Source organism: Actinopolymorpha sp. B17G11, from assembly GCF_040196095.1.
In the GTDB taxonomy this organism is placed as follows: domain Bacteria; phylum Actinomycetota; class Actinomycetes; order Propionibacteriales; family Actinopolymorphaceae; genus Thermasporomyces.
The window spans coordinates 271678-285396 of record NZ_JBEFTW010000001.1; the positions used below are offsets into that span (position 1 = coordinate 271678).

The following is a 13719-nucleotide window of genomic DNA, read 5'->3' on the forward strand; positions in this document are numbered from 1 at the left end:
GAGCGGACATCAGGGGTGTGGTGGTGAGAGCGTCGACTGCGGAGCACGTGCAGCTGCGCGACGACCTGATCCGGGTGGTCACGAGCCGGCTGCTCGATCCGTTGAGCGTGCTGCTGCAGTCCGACTCCGCAGTCGAGTCGATACGTCGGCAGATGCGCGGGGACGCCGAGATGTGGGCGGCCCAGCTGCTTGGTCCCGACGACACATGCGCACGGCAGCTCGCTGTCCGCCTCGTCGCGGCGCTCTATCCCGGCGACACGCCTTTCGATCCGCCGGAGGAGTGGTGGCAGACCCCGCTCGGGCGCGCCGTCGCGCGGCGGGTCGGCCATCCGGGTGCCGCCCAGGTGTCGTACGCCGTCGCCGGAGCGATGCTCGGCATCACCCGGCAGGGGGTTCATGACCTGGTGAAGCGGAGCAAGTTGCGGCGCCACCCGGACGGCGGAGTGACGACAGCTTCGGTCCGCACCCGCCTCGTCGAACTCCGCCGGACCGCCCCGACTCAGGACCCAGGAGGTACGCATGGCCGCCCCACCCGAGGTGAGCGAAGCGATCGTGGACTCGGGACCCGTTCCCCTGGCCGTCCGTGACCACGGTGGCGACGGTCCACCCGTACTCCTGATCCATGGCGCCGGTGGAAACCTCCTTGCGTGGGAGGGATTCGCGCCGCAACTCACCGAGACGCATCGGGTCGTGGCGCTCGACCTGCGCGGCCATGGCCGGCCCGGCGACGGACCGTGGAGCTGGGCCGAGGTCCTCGACGACCTCGAGGTGGTGATCGAACGCCTCGCCCTGGACGCCCCCGCCGTCGTCGGGCACTCCATGGGCGGAATGCTCGCCGCCATGTGGGCCCGCCGACACCCCGACTGCCCGGCGGTGGTCAGCCTCGACGGTCACCGGTCGGCCGAGACGTACGCCCGGAACTACGCGGGAATGCCGCCAGAGCAGGTCATCCAGGATCTCGCCGCGCTGAAGAAACTCTTCGACACGCAGGCCCGGCAGATGGCGCAGCCCCTGACCGAGGCGATGGTCGACATGCTCCTCGAGCAGCAACGCGCCGCCGCTCTCGCCATCGGTGCCGACCCTGACCGGGCGGCCGCAACAATGAAACGCGGACTCCGCGTCGACGACGACGGCAACACCTGGTGGCGACCCTCGGCGGCGACCAGCGCGACCTTGAGGGACCTGCCGGAGTTCAAGGACTGTCTGCCCGTGTTCGCCGAGGTGACGAGTCCGTTCCTGGTGGTACTGGCCACGAGGATCCTTCCCGGAGTGCCGCCGCAGCTCGCGCCGTTGCTCGACGCGTTGCGGACCGGCCTCCGACGCGACCTCGGCGCGCTGGCTGCCCGGAACCCGCAGCTCCGCGTCCAGGAGTTCGACGCCAGCCACGGCATGGTGTTCGAGGAACCCGCAGCCGTCGCCGCGGTGGTCGGCGAGTTCCTCCAGGCGTACGCACCGGCCGCCGATCCGGCTGGCAAACCGGTGGAGGTCGGCGACGGCCAGGGTTAGCGTGCGGTCCCATGGAGCAGACCCGGAACCAGAGCCAGCCCGAGTCGAAGGACCAGCCTCAGTGGCACGAGTCCGCGCCGGTCGCCCGCGCCTTCGACCTGGACTCGCTCGTCGCCGCGGTCGCGGCGGAGGGTCGGCAGGTCGACCTGGCCGGTGTCGTACTGAAGTCCGGGTGGGAGAACGTCGTCCTGGAGACCGTCGACGGGTGGATCCTGCGGTTCCCGCGCGACGACGAGCTGCCGTTCGAGCGGGAGCTCGCCATCCTCGATCGCGTCTGTGGTCGGCTGCCGGCCAAGACCCCGAAGGTGGAGTGGACCGGTAGACACACCCGGTTCGCCGCCTATCGCACACTCACCGGCGCGTCCTTCGACGCCGAGGCCTACCTCGCCGCGTCCGCACACCAGCGGGACGCACTCGCCGGCTCCCTGGCGCGGTTCCTGGCGGCGATGCACTCCTTCTTCAGTTCGGCCACCGTCGCGGAGCTGGGTATTCCTCGTCCAGCCGAGACCTCGGACCCCGATCCGTACATGCTCATCGTGAACGGACTGGCGGAGATTCCCGCCGAGGCACGGCCAGCCGTCGAGAGACTGCTCGCGGACCACACGGCGACCTGGGGGAACGGCGCGGTTCCGGGCCCGGATGTCGTGCTCCACAACGACTTCCACGTCGGCAACCTGGTCCTGGACGGACCGGTCGGCGAGGTCACCGGCGTCTGGGACTTCTCCTGCGTCCAGATCGGGGTCCCGAGTTTCGACCTGCGCTATTTCGAGGACGGCCCCGCGGACCTGCTGCGCCGCCTGGCCGCGGAGTACGAAACTCTGTCCGGCCACCGCATCGACCTCCGAGCTGCCACCCTCGCCTCCCGCGTCGAGACCGTGTGTGACGCGCTGGAGACCGGTACGACCGACACCCTGCCCGCGGTCGTCGCTCGCTGGCAGTAACCCGGCGCATGTTCAGCGCGACCGCTGGCCTGTCGACGCCGCTCGGCGGGGTGCGGTTCAGCTCGGCTACAGGCCCGTTTTACAACCTTTCCGGATGTGGCATCGCTGTGGCCACAAGTACGGGAGGAGTGGACGGTGGCGGATCGAACCGCGGAGTTCAGCGCGTATGTCGCAGCACGGCAACATGCGCTCGTGCGTACGGCGTTTCTGCTGACGGGGGACCATCACACTGCCGAGGACCTGGCGCAGACCGCGCTGGCCCGGACGTACCTCGCCTGGGAGCGAATTCGCGACAAGGGCTCGCTGGATGCGTACGTCCGGCGCGTCATGGTCAACGAGCACACCACCTGGTGGCGACGCGCATGGCGCCGCCGCGAGCGAAGTACTGACAACGTGCCAGAGGAGGAAGCGTGGAGTCCGCCCGACATGGGCGAACGGGCCGAGGTCTGGACATTGGTGTGCAGCCTGCCGCCACGGCAGCGGGCGGCCGTCGTCCTGCGCTACTACGAGGACCTCAGCGAGGCGGAGACGGCGCAGGCACTGGGCTGTTCGGTCGGCACCGTGAAGAGCCAGACCAGTCGCGCGATCGCCACGCTGCGCGAACGACTTGCCGGTGACGAGCCCCGATCCACGTCCTACCTGACCGCAGAGGGGGGCAGCTGATGCCCGACATGCAGGCACGTGTGCGCTGCACCCTCGACGGTGAGTGTGAGCTCGCCACCGAGGTCCACCCGGCCCCGACCGGCGGCGGAACAGCGTAAGGATGGCGCGGTTGGGCGGCGCGACCGCTCAGGCGTGGTCGGCGTCGAGCGGGACCTCGCCCGGCTGGACGAGCCCGAGCCTGACCACCTGGGGTGGCAGAACCGCGTCGAGCAGCCAGTCGGCGGCGATCCGGGCGCGGTTCGCTGGAATGGCCGCCAGGTGATAGCCGCGGGTCACCGTCTTGGCCGTCGGGCCCGACAGCGGCACGTGGAAGGGGTTGGCGGCGGCGGCGAAACCGCCGAGATCCACCGCGAATCCGAGGTCATGATGCCGGTACGGCCGCATCCGCCCCGTACCGAACGACGCGGCGACGTTCTCCGCGACCTGCTTACCCTGTCGTTGGGCGTGCTGCGCGGTCATCGGGGTGACCTGACCGGGCCGGGTGAGATCCGGTACGGCCGCGGCGTCACCGCAGGCGAAGACCTCGGGCCGGTCAGGGAGCGAGAGGTACTCGTCGACGCAGAGCCGCCCCTTCTCCGTCGGCAGGCCGAGGCCTGCGATCAACGGATCCGGGCGTACGCCCACACACCACACCAACGACCGGGTGGGAACGAACTCGCCGGTCGACAGCTCGACCCCCTCCGCGGTGGCACTCGACACCGACGTGCCGGTGTGGATCTCGACGCCACGGCCGCGGAGCACGCGTTCCGCGGTCGCTGAGAGCCGCTGGTCGAGTTCGGGCAGCACCCGGTCGGCGATGTCGATGAGCAACCACCGCAGCGGCTCGGCGGCCAGGCCGGTCCGTTGGTCGGCGGCCCTGCGGGTGAACAGCTGGCAGGCGGCCGCGACCTCGGTACCGGTGTAGCCGGCGCCGACGACCACAAACGTGCAACGTGCGGACCGCTCGGCCGGGTCGTCGCTCGCGTCGGCCAACTCGATCTGGGCGATCAGGTGGTCGCGCAGGAACAACGCCTCGGCGACAGTGCGGAACCCGTGCGCATACTCGCACACCCCCGGAACGGGGAGCAGCTTGTTCACGCTGCCGGGAGTGAGGATGAGCCGGTCGTAGCCGGTCGTGTGGTCGCGTTGATCGGGGTCGACATAGCTCACCGACCGGCGGTCGAGGTCGATGGCGCTAACCTCCCCGGGGAGCAGTCGTACGCCGCGAAGGCTCGTAGCCAGCGGCACCGTCACGGCCCGCGGATCGAGGATGCCGGCGGCCACCTCGGGAAGCAGCGGAAGATAGCTGAAGTAGTCGGTCGGGTTGATGACCACGATCTCGGCGCGGCCTTTGGCGAGCCGGTGGAGCCGACGGGCCGCATGGAAGCCCGCGAACCCGGCACCGACGATGACGATCCGCGGGCGCGTCGAGAGATCGCGAATGGTCGACCGTACGTCCGCGGACTCCACCATTCATGACCCCTCGCCTGTGCTGGACTGAGGTCACGTGCCCGTGCCCGTCCATCGCTAAACCGGCTCTGCGCAGATGGGGGTGTAGTGCCTGAGGAGCGATGCTGACGCACCTCAAAGTGCCTTTTGTAAGCTCTCTCTTACTCACTCATGATGGTGTTACGCACTACTAGTGAGGTGAGAAGGAAGATGGTTGAGCAGCCAACTCAATCCGAGGGATCGCAGGTCGTCATCGAGGTGTGGTCTGACCTGGGCTGCCCGTGGTGCTATGTCGGAAAGCACCGACTCCAGGCTGCGATCGCGCAGCGTCCGGACGCGGATCGGTTCGAGATCGTCATGCGGTCGTTCGAGTTGGACCCGGGCGCGCCGCACGAGCCGGAGGAGAACGAAAAGAGCTTCCTCCGTGCCACGGCGGAACCGCCGTCGACGTCCTCCGGGCCGAGCACCAGATGCAGACCCTCGCACGCCAGGAGCGCCGCTGCGGCTCAGACTGCCGACGCGCTGACCGATGTCTTGCCTCGCCCGACTCCGGTCAGTTCGCTGGCGGCCCGGTTGCTGGCGATCTCACTGTGGTGGGCGGCGGCCCAACCAGCCATCGCCGTCACCGCATCCAACAGGGACCGCCCCAGATGGGTCAGCTCGTACTCCACTCGCGGCGGGACCTCGGCGTATGCGGTCCGCGTGATCAGTCCATCTCGCTCGACGTGCTTGAGGGTCTGGGTCAGCATCCGCTGGGAGATGCCCGGGATGCTCACCTGCAAGTCGGAGTAGCGCAGCGGGCCGGTGCTCAGGGTGCAGATGACCAACATTGTCCACTTGTCACCGATGCGATCGAGCACCTCACGGATGAAGGCGCTGTCCTCTGGCCACGCCTGGCACGGACCACTGATCTGTCGCGCTGACGCCATCCCTCTCGCCTCTCATCTGGTGTGCAACCGCACTACCAGTATGTAACACCCAGTCGGCGACCACACACCACTCCACACACCACTCCACACACCACTCCACACACCACTCCACGACAACGACTCGCTCTGGTCGAGCACTGGAGCGCGCTCTCACGCCACTACTGAAGGGAACACCCAGCCATGTCGTACCTGCTTCACATTGACTCCTCCGCGCTCGGCGAGGCCTCGGTCTCGCGCCAGGTCGCCCAGTCCTTCCTCGAAGGCTGGGACGGCACGGTTGTCCACCGCGACCTCGCCGCAGCACCCGTGCCCCATCTCAGTGCTGCCGGCATCACCGCCCGCGTCACCGATCCCGTCCATCACACCGACGAGCAGGCTGCCGCAGCCGCATTGCAGGACGAGCTCATCGAGGAGTTCCTCGGCGCCAGGGCCTACCTGTTCACGGTACCGATGTACAACTTGTCGATGCCGTCGGTGTTCAAGGCCTGGCTCGACCAGATCATCGTCTTCGGTCGCACATTCAGGCCGTCCCCGGCTGCCGGACGTCCGGCGGTGCTGATCTCCGCCCGAGGTGGCAGCTACGGTCCCGGCGCGCCCAACCACGGCTTCGACTACGTCGTGCCCACCACTGAGGCGGTGCTCGGACGAGAGGAACTGCTGGGACTCGATGTCGCCACCGTGGTCCCAGAGCTGACCATGGCCCCCCACATACCGTCCCTGGCGGAGCTTCTCCCGATGCACGAGGCATCCATGGCCGACGCCCACGACCGTGCTCGTGAGCTCGCCGCGACGATCGCCACCGCGGCCGCCGCCTGAAATCCCCAACGGTCACGGACCACAACACCCGCGACAGCGCTGCGCAGCTATACGCCGTGACGGGACGCTCGACAAGCTGGCGCCGCCGTGGGTCACCACCCGTGGCTCGGTCGCCTCCGCGACCCAGCGGGCGAGTGTGTCGTAGCGGCCGGGACCTACGTCGCCGGGGTGTACGTACTCACGGTGAACACCGCGCCCTGCGGGTCCCGGAGCGTGGCGATCCGAGTGACTCCGGCGTCCGAGGGCGGCACCACGATCTCGCCGCCCAGCTTGGCCGCCGCCTCGACGGTGGCGTCGGTGTCGGCGGAGGCGAAGGTGACCGCCCAGTGTGGCGCCGCACTGGCGTCGTCGCCCGACAGCGGCAGCAGCCAGCCGATCGCGTCGGAGAATCCCTCCGGTGCTCCGCCCTCGGAGTGGCGTCGTCGCAGGCCGGGGTCGAAGGTCTCGAGGAACTCCGCATATCCGGGCCGGCGCCACATGACTGTCTCGCCGAAGCCGAAGCCGAAGTCGACCGGGGTGGCCTCCCAGCCGAACACCTGGCCGTAGAACGCCGCCGCCTCGTCGAGGTCGTGGGTATGGAGGTCGCTCCAGTTCCACGTGTTGGGCGCATTGACCACCTGCGCTCCCTGGTGTCTGCCGGCCTGCCACAGGCAGAACGACGCTCCGCCCGGATCGAGGCACATCGCCATCCGCCCCGCGTCACTCACGTCGAACGGCTCGCCGATGACCTGCCCACCGGCCGCGGTCACCCTGCCGGCGGTGTCGTCGGCACTGTCGACCCAGACGTAGGTGTTCCACATCGGTGTCGTGGCGGCCCCATCGGGTTGGGATCCGACCGCGGCGACATCCCGGCCACCCAGCCGGGCCGCGAAGTAGCGTCCGGGCGCGTCCGCCGGCACCTGGTCCTCGAGCTCCCATCCGAACACGCCGGAATAGAACGCCACCGCCGCCTCCGGGTCGGGCTGGGACGTGTCGATCCAGCAGGGGACCCCGGGCGGAAAGCCGGTGCGTTCGAGCATCGGAGGCGCTCCACTTCGCTTGGTTCGGTCGTACGGACAAGAACCGTACGACCGACCGGGGACAACGGCGCCACCCACCGCACGCTCGTCAGGGCCTGAGTCCTGCAGCGTCACCGGACCTGTCCGACGATGCTGGGGGCGGAAGGGTCCTATCCTTCGCACAGGTCCGGCCCTCTCCACCGCCGCGGGACGGACCGCTGCCCCCGACGATGGGAGACCCGAGCATGCTGCGTCCCCAGGACGGTCCCACCCGTGACCGCAGGCGCCTCGATGGCCTGTGGCATTTCGTCCGCGATGTGGACGGTGTCGGCCGCGACCAGGGTTGGTGGCGACAACCCCTCCAGGGACCGCGCGACATGCCGGTGCCGGCGAGCTACAACGACATCACCACCGACCGCGCACTCCGCGACCACGTGGGTGACGTGTGGTACCAGACCACGGCGCGGGTGCCGCGTGGGTGGGCCGGCCAGCGCGTCGCGCTCCGCTTCGATTCGGCCACTCATCGCGCGGTTGTCTGGGTCGGTGACACCCAGGTCGCCGCGCACGAGGGTGGCTACACACCGTTCGAGGCGGACATCACCCAGCTGATCACCGCGGGCGCGGAGATCCGTATCACGGTCGTTGTCAACAACGAGTTGACATGGCAGTCCATCCCGCCGGGCGTCGTCGAGGACACGCCGGACGGTCCGCGGCAGATCTACTACCACGACTTCTTCAACTACGCGGGACTCCACCGCTCGGTCTGGCTGTACTCCACCCCACGCACGCACCTCAGCGATCTCCTGGTCATGACCGGAATCGACGGCACGACCGGCACGGTCGACTACGACCTCGACGTCGCCATCGACCACTCCGGGGGAGAGTCGGCCCGCGCCGATCGTCACGGGGTACGCGTGGTCCTGCGCGACGCCGCCGGCACGGAGGTCGCCCGTGCCCTCGGAACGGCCGGCCAACTCACCGTGCCCGACGTCCGCCCATGGGCACCGGGCGACGGGTATCTCTACGACCTGGTTGCCGAGATCGTCGACAGCGAGCGCGGCGACGAGGTGGTGGACTCGTACACGCTCCCCGTCGGGATTCGTACGGTGGAGGTACGTGGCACGGAGTTCCTCATCAATGGCGAGCCGTTCTACTTCACCGGCTTCGGCAAACACGAGGACGCGGCCATTCGCGGCAAGGGGCACGACGACGTTCTCCTCGCCCATGACGTCGAGCTGCTGGACTGGATCGGCGCCAACTCCTTCCGTACGTCGCATTATCCGTACGCCGAAGAGGTTCTCGACCTCGCCGACCGGCGCGGAATCGTTGTCATCGACGAGACCGCGGCGGTGGGCCTGAACACCGGGATCGGTGGGGGAGTCTTCGGAGGCCGGCGCTACGAGACGTTCTCCGCCGATACCATCAACGACGCGACCCGCGAGGTGCACGCGCAGGCGATCCGCGAGTTGATCGCCCGGGACCGGAACCACCCGTGCGTGGTCATGTGGAGCATCGCGAACGAACCGGAGTCGCACACCGAGGTCGCCCGGGCCTACTTCGAGCCGCTGTTCGCGCTCACCCGTGAGATCGATCCCAGCAGGCCGGTCAGTTTCGCCAATGTCGGGATGGCACCGCACGGGAAGTGTCTGGTCAGCCAGTACGCCGACGTGCTCATGCTCAACCGCTACTACGGCTGGTACGTACACTCCGGTGACCTGGCAGCGGCCGAACGGGCGTGGCAGGCCGAGCTCGAAGCATGGGCGGGTGACGGCAAACCGATCATCATCACCGAGTACGGCGCCGACACGCTGAGCGGCCTGCACGCGGTGGTGCCGCAACCGTGGAGCGAGGAGTACCAGGTCGAGTACCTCGAGATGAACCATCGGGTCTTCGACCGGATCCCGGCCGTCGTCGGCGAGCAGGTATGGAACTTCGCCGACTTCGCCACCAAGTCGGGGATCATCCGGGTCGACGGCAACAAGAAGGGCGTCTTCACCCGCGACCGTCGACCGAAGTCGGCAGCCTTCGCGCTCCGGCGCCGCTGGCAGGCAATGCGACCTTGACGGCGGACGCACGGACACCCGCTTTGTTGCGGCGCCACGACTGTGCGGTCGGCGGACTGCACGTCACCGGCCTCATGGAGCCGTTGCCGGCAACGGCTCGCACGTGGTCGCGTCGGCGGTCGCTTCGTCGCCCGCTCCGTCGCTCGCCCGGTCCGTGCCGTCGTTCGCAAGGTCCGTGCCGTCGCTCGCCCGGTCCGTACGCAGGACGGCGATGGTGAGGACGGCGAGCCCGAGGAAGGCCAGGCCTCCGACGAGTCCGACTACGTTGAGACCGGCGGTGAACGCCGTCTGGGCGGCGACCAACAGTTCCTGCCCCGGGGCGCCCGCCAGCTGGTGGGCAGCGGCCGTCGCAGCGGTGATGCCCTCCAGTGCGGTGGTTGCCACCTCGGCAGGCGCCGAGGCGGGCATGGTGTCGGCCAGCGCACCGCGGAAGACGACGGCACCGAGGGAACCGAGCGACGCCACGCCCAGCGCGATCCCGAACTCCCCGCTGGTCTCCGACACAGACGACACGGCGCCGGCCTTCTCCGGAGAGGTCGAGGCCAGAACGAGGTTCATCGTCAGGGCCATGGGCAGGGCGATTCCCGCAGAGGCGAGGACGAGTCCGGTCACCACCAGAACAAGCCCACCGGCCCCTGTGATCTGGGTGAGTACCAGGAGCCCGAAGCCGCTGACCGCCAGTCCGGCCGCGACGACGTAAGTCGGCCTGAACCTGTCCGCGAGCTTCGGCGCCACCATGAAGCCCGCGACCATCGCGATGCTCCCCGGGATCTGCCACAGGCCGGCCGTCAGCGGCGTGAACTCCTCGACCACCTGCAGGTACAACGCCGTCTGCAGCGAGACACCCGCCATGACGATGCCGCTGAACACCATGATCGCCATCGCGGTGCTGAACGACCGGCTGCCGAACAGTCGCAGGTCGAGCAGCGGCTCGGCGAGGCGGCGCTGCCGGCGTACGAACGCAACGCCGAACGCGAGACCCACGATGAGCGCGGCGCCGGCAACGGGGTTCCAGCCGTCCCGGGCCAGCGTCTTCAGGCCGTGAATCGCCGGCAGGATCGCGGCGAGGGACAGCGCGACGCTGCTGAGGTCGAGGCGACCGGCCGCGCGGTCGCGGTACTCCGGGAGCAGGATCGGGCCGGCGACCAGCAGCACCAGCATGCACGGGACCCCGATCAGGAACGCCGATCCCCACCAGAAGTGCGCCAGCAGTGCGCCGCCGACCAGCGGGCCGACGAGCATGCCGCCCATGAAGCAGCTGAACCACACGCCGATCGCCACGCCCATCTGCTTCGGATCGTGGAACATGTTCCGGATCAGCGCCAAGGTCGAGGGCGTGAGCGTCGCCCCGGCGATCCCGAGAAGTGCGCGGGCGGCGATCAGCATCTCAGGAGTCGTGGCGTACGCAGCGACCACCGAGGCCACGCCGAACGCCGCCGCGCCGATCAGCAGCAGCTTCCGCCGCCCCACCCGGTCGCCCAGGTTGCCCATCGTCACCAGGAACCCGGCCAGCAGGAACGAGTAGATGTCGAGGATCCACAGCTGCTGGGTAGTCGAGGCGCCCAGGTCGGCGCTCAGCCGCGGCAGGGCGAGATAGAGGACGCTGACGTCGATCGACAGCAGGAGGGTGGGCAGGGCGAGAACCGCCAGCCCGATCCACTCCTTCCGGGACGCGCCGCGGATGTCGCTCGTGGGATGTTCGGTCGTCGCCACGCCGTTATGGGTGCCCTTGGTGGCTGTCGCCTCGCTCATCGGGAGTTCCTCTCACAGGGTTGCCTGTCCCTATGGACCCGCGCCGCGAGCAAAACTCATCGCTCCCCCGGGGCCGGCTAGAGCGGGCCGACGGCGGTGACGCGCACCACCGCCTCGCCGGCCTCGTCGGACGCCGCGAGGTCGACCTCGGCGCTGATGCCCCAGTCGTGGTCTGCGTCCGGGTCGTCGAAGATCTGCCGGCAGAACCACCGGTCGGCACCCATGTCGATCATCAGCAGAGCCGGCCCGCGCGCGTCGGGGCCGGTGCCGAGCCGGTCGTACTCGTCGAAGTACGCCTCCATCGCCGACGCCCACGCGTCGGCGTTCCACCCGGCGTCGGCATCGAGTTCGCCGAGGGCGTCGTAACGGCGCAGAGCCGCCAGCTCGACCCGGCGGAACAACGCGTTGCGCACCAGGACCCGGAACGCCCGCGTGTTGCCGGTCAGCGTCTCCGGCCGCGCGGCGACCTCGGCCGCCGGGTCGTCGGTGGGGTTCTGCAACCGTTCCCATTCGTCGAGCAGGCTGGAGTCGATCTGGCGTACCAGCTCGCCCAACCACTCGGTGAGGTCCAGAAGCTCCTCGGTCCGGGCGTCCTCCGGCACGGTCTGCCGCAGCGCCTTGTACGCATCGGCGAGGTAGCGCAGCACCAGGCCCTCGGACCGCGCGAGGCTGTAGTAGCTGATGTACTCCGTGAACGTCATCGCCTGCTCGTACATGTCGCGCGCCACGGACTTCGGCGACAGCTCGTGGTCGGCCACCCAGGGATGGCCGCTCCGGTACATCTCGTACGCCGCTTCGAGCACGTCTGCGAGCGGCTGCGGGTAGGTGACGTCCTCGAGCAGCTCCATCCGTTCGTCGTAGTCGAGACCGTCGGCCTTCATCTGCGCCACCGCCTCGCCGCGCGCCTTGGACCGTTGCGCGGAAAGGACCTGCCGCGGATCGTCAAGCGTCGACTCGAGCACCGACAGCACGTCGAGGGCGTACGAAGGAGACTCCGTGTCGAGCAGCTCGATCGCCGCGAGCGCGAACGGCGACAACGGCTGGTTGAGCGCGAAGTCCAGCGGCAGGTCGACCGTCAGCCGCACCGCCCGCCCCTCGGCGTCGCGCTGATCCAGGCGTTCGACCACGCCTCCGGCCAGCAGCGCGCGGTAGATCGCGATGGCCCGGCTGATGTGCCGGCGCCGCGCCGACGGCTCCTCGTGGTTGTCGGTGAGCAGGTGCCGCATCGCGTCGAACGCGTCCCCGGGCCGCGCGATCACGTTGAGCAGCATGGAGTGGCTCACCACGAAGCTGGACGTGAGCGGCTCCGGTGCGGCCGCGACCAGCCGTTCGTAGGTAGGCTTCCCCCAGCCGATCGTGCCCTCCGGCGGCTTCTTGCGTACGACGCGTCGCCGCTTCTTCGGATCGTCGCCGGCCTTGGCGAGCGCCTTCTCGTTCTCCACGACGTGCTCGGGTGCCTGGACGACGACGGTCCCGAGCGTGTCGTAACCAGCCCGACCGGCGCGCCCCGCGATCTGGTGGAACTCGCGCGCCTTGAGCAACCGCACCTTGGTCCCGTCGTACTTCGACAGACCCGTGAACACGACCGTACGAATGGGCACGTTGATGCCCACGCCCAACGTGTCCGTCCCGCAGATGACCTTCAGAAGCCCTGCCTGGGCAAGGGTTTCGACCAGTCGGCGGTACTTCGGCAGCATCCCCGCGTGGTGGACGCCGATGCCGTGACGGACGAGCCGCGAGAGGGTACGCCCGAAGCCGGCGGCGAAGCGGAAGTTGCCGATCAGCTCGGCGATCCGGTCCTTCTCCTGCCGCGTGCAGACGTTGAGGCTCGTCAACGCCTGCGCCCTGTCCATGGCCGCCGCCTGGGTGAAGTGCACGACGTAGACCGGGGCCTGGTGGGTGGTGAGCAGCTCCTGGAGCGTCTCGTGCAGCGGGGTCGTGACGTACGAATAGACCAACGGCACCGGCCGCTCGGTCCCGGCCACGACGGCGGTCGCCCGCCCGGTTCGCCGGGTGAGGTCGGCCTCGAAGCGGCTGACGTCGCCGAGCGTCGCCGACATGAGGACGAACTGCGCCTGCGGCAACTCGAGCAGCGGCACCTGCCAGGCCCAGCCGCGATCGGGTTCGGCGTAGAAGTGGAACTCGTCCATCACCACCTGACCGACGTCGCCGTGGTGCCCTTCGCGCAGGGCGAGGTTGGCGAGGATCTCGGCCGTACAGCAGATGATCGGCGCTTCGGCGTTGACGGCGGCGTCGCCGGTCATCATGCCGACGCGCTCAGGCCCGAACATCGCGCACAACGCGAAGAATTTCTCCGAGACGAGCGCCTTGATCGGTGCCGTGTAGAACGTCCGCCGCCCGGTGGCCAACGCCGCGAGGTGTGCGCCTGCCGCGACCAGGCTCTTGCCCGAGCCGGTGGGCGTGCTCAGGATCACGTTGGCGCCCGAGACGATCTCGATCAGCGCCTCCTCCTGGTGCGGATAGAGGCTGAGTCCCTGACCCGCCGCCCACCCGGCGAACGCGTCGAAGAGGGAGTCGGCGTCGGGTTCGGCGAGGCCGGAAAGGGCGTCGGGAAGCGCGATGGTCGAAGTCATGGCCACTCCATCGTGCCGTAACCATGCGC

At 69.1% G+C, this 13719-nt stretch carries 11 protein-coding genes and 1 pseudogene; 7 read left to right on the forward strand and 5 right to left on the reverse strand.

Annotated elements, in window-relative coordinates; genetic code table 11:
• The first annotated feature begins 23 nt into the window (after positions 1 to 23).
• From ABN028_RS01180 to ABN028_RS01195, 4 genes are all read left to right on the forward strand, one after another.
• Positions 24 to 587: a hypothetical protein gene (locus tag ABN028_RS01180; protein ID WP_349695273.1), complete on the forward strand. Its 564-nt coding sequence runs from the start codon at positions 24 to 26 to the stop codon at positions 585 to 587.
• Positions 520 to 1506 carry an alpha/beta fold hydrolase gene (locus ABN028_RS01185; protein ID WP_349695274.1) on the forward strand — a complete coding sequence of 329 codons (987 nt, stop codon included), beginning with the start codon at positions 520 to 522 and terminating at the stop codon, positions 1504 to 1506. Before ABN028_RS01180 ends, ABN028_RS01185 begins: the two co-directional genes overlap by 68 nt.
• A gap of 11 nt (positions 1507 to 1517) precedes the next feature.
• Positions 1518 to 2447 carry a phosphotransferase family protein gene (locus ABN028_RS01190; protein ID WP_349695275.1) on the forward strand — a complete coding sequence of 310 codons (930 nt, stop codon included), beginning with the start codon at positions 1518 to 1520 and terminating at the stop codon, positions 2445 to 2447.
• A gap of 135 nt (positions 2448 to 2582) precedes the next feature.
• Positions 2583 to 3110, forward strand: coding sequence for a SigE family RNA polymerase sigma factor (locus ABN028_RS01195; RefSeq protein WP_349695276.1), 528 nt, complete (start codon positions 2583 to 2585; stop codon positions 3108 to 3110).
• A 126-nt stretch (positions 3111 to 3236) separates the two neighbouring features.
• On the opposite strand, the gene ABN028_RS01200 is transcribed toward ABN028_RS01195, so the two are convergent.
• The gene (locus tag ABN028_RS01200; RefSeq protein ID WP_349695277.1) at positions 3237 to 4562 is read right to left on the reverse strand and encodes an NAD(P)/FAD-dependent oxidoreductase; all 1326 of its coding nucleotides are present in this window, start codon (positions 4560 to 4562) and stop codon (positions 3237 to 3239) included.
• Positions 4563 to 4748: 186 nt separating this feature from the next.
• Between ABN028_RS01200 and ABN028_RS01205 the strand changes: the two are divergent.
• A pseudogene (locus tag ABN028_RS01205) lies at positions 4749 to 4922 on the forward strand (DsbA family protein); the annotation flags it as partial.
• 122 nt (positions 4923 to 5044) lie between these two features.
• On the opposite strand, the gene ABN028_RS01210 reads toward ABN028_RS01205, so the two are convergent.
• On the reverse strand, positions 5045 to 5398 hold the full coding sequence (locus ABN028_RS01210; RefSeq protein WP_349695278.1) for a winged helix-turn-helix transcriptional regulator: 354 nt from the start codon (positions 5396 to 5398) through the stop codon (positions 5045 to 5047).
• 249 nt (positions 5399 to 5647) lie between these two features.
• On the opposite strand from ABN028_RS01210, the gene ABN028_RS01215 reads away from it, so the two are divergent.
• Positions 5648 to 6283, forward strand: a complete 636-nt coding sequence (locus ABN028_RS01215; protein WP_349329009.1) for an FMN-dependent NADH-azoreductase — start codon at positions 5648 to 5650, stop codon at positions 6281 to 6283.
• Positions 6284 to 6438: 155 nt separating this feature from the next.
• Here the strand turns inward: ABN028_RS01215 and ABN028_RS01220 are convergent, their stop codons facing one another.
• Positions 6439 to 7302: a VOC family protein gene (locus ABN028_RS01220; RefSeq protein ID WP_349695279.1), complete on the reverse strand. Its 864-nt coding sequence runs from the start codon at positions 7300 to 7302 to the stop codon at positions 6439 to 6441.
• 224 nt (positions 7303 to 7526) lie between these two features.
• Between ABN028_RS01220 and uidA the strand changes: the two genes are divergently transcribed.
• Positions 7527 to 9344: a beta-glucuronidase gene (gene uidA, locus ABN028_RS01225; RefSeq protein ID WP_349695280.1), complete on the forward strand. Its 1818-nt coding sequence runs from the start codon at positions 7527 to 7529 to the stop codon at positions 9342 to 9344.
• Between the two features lie 72 nt (positions 9345 to 9416).
• Here uidA and ABN028_RS01230 read toward each other — a convergent pair whose 3' ends face one another.
• Together ABN028_RS01230 and ABN028_RS01235 are read right to left on the reverse strand one after the other, a co-directional pair.
• The gene (locus ABN028_RS01230) at positions 9417 to 11096 is read right to left on the reverse strand and encodes an MFS transporter (protein ID WP_349329006.1); all 1680 of its coding nucleotides are present in this window, start codon (positions 11094 to 11096) and stop codon (positions 9417 to 9419) included.
• Positions 11097 to 11173: 77 nt separating this feature from the next.
• Positions 11174 to 13690 (reverse strand): DEAD/DEAH box helicase, encoded by a 2517-nt coding sequence (locus tag ABN028_RS01235; RefSeq protein WP_349695281.1) that lies wholly within the window; start codon positions 13688 to 13690, stop codon positions 11174 to 11176.
• Positions 13691 to 13719 lie beyond the last annotated feature (29 nt).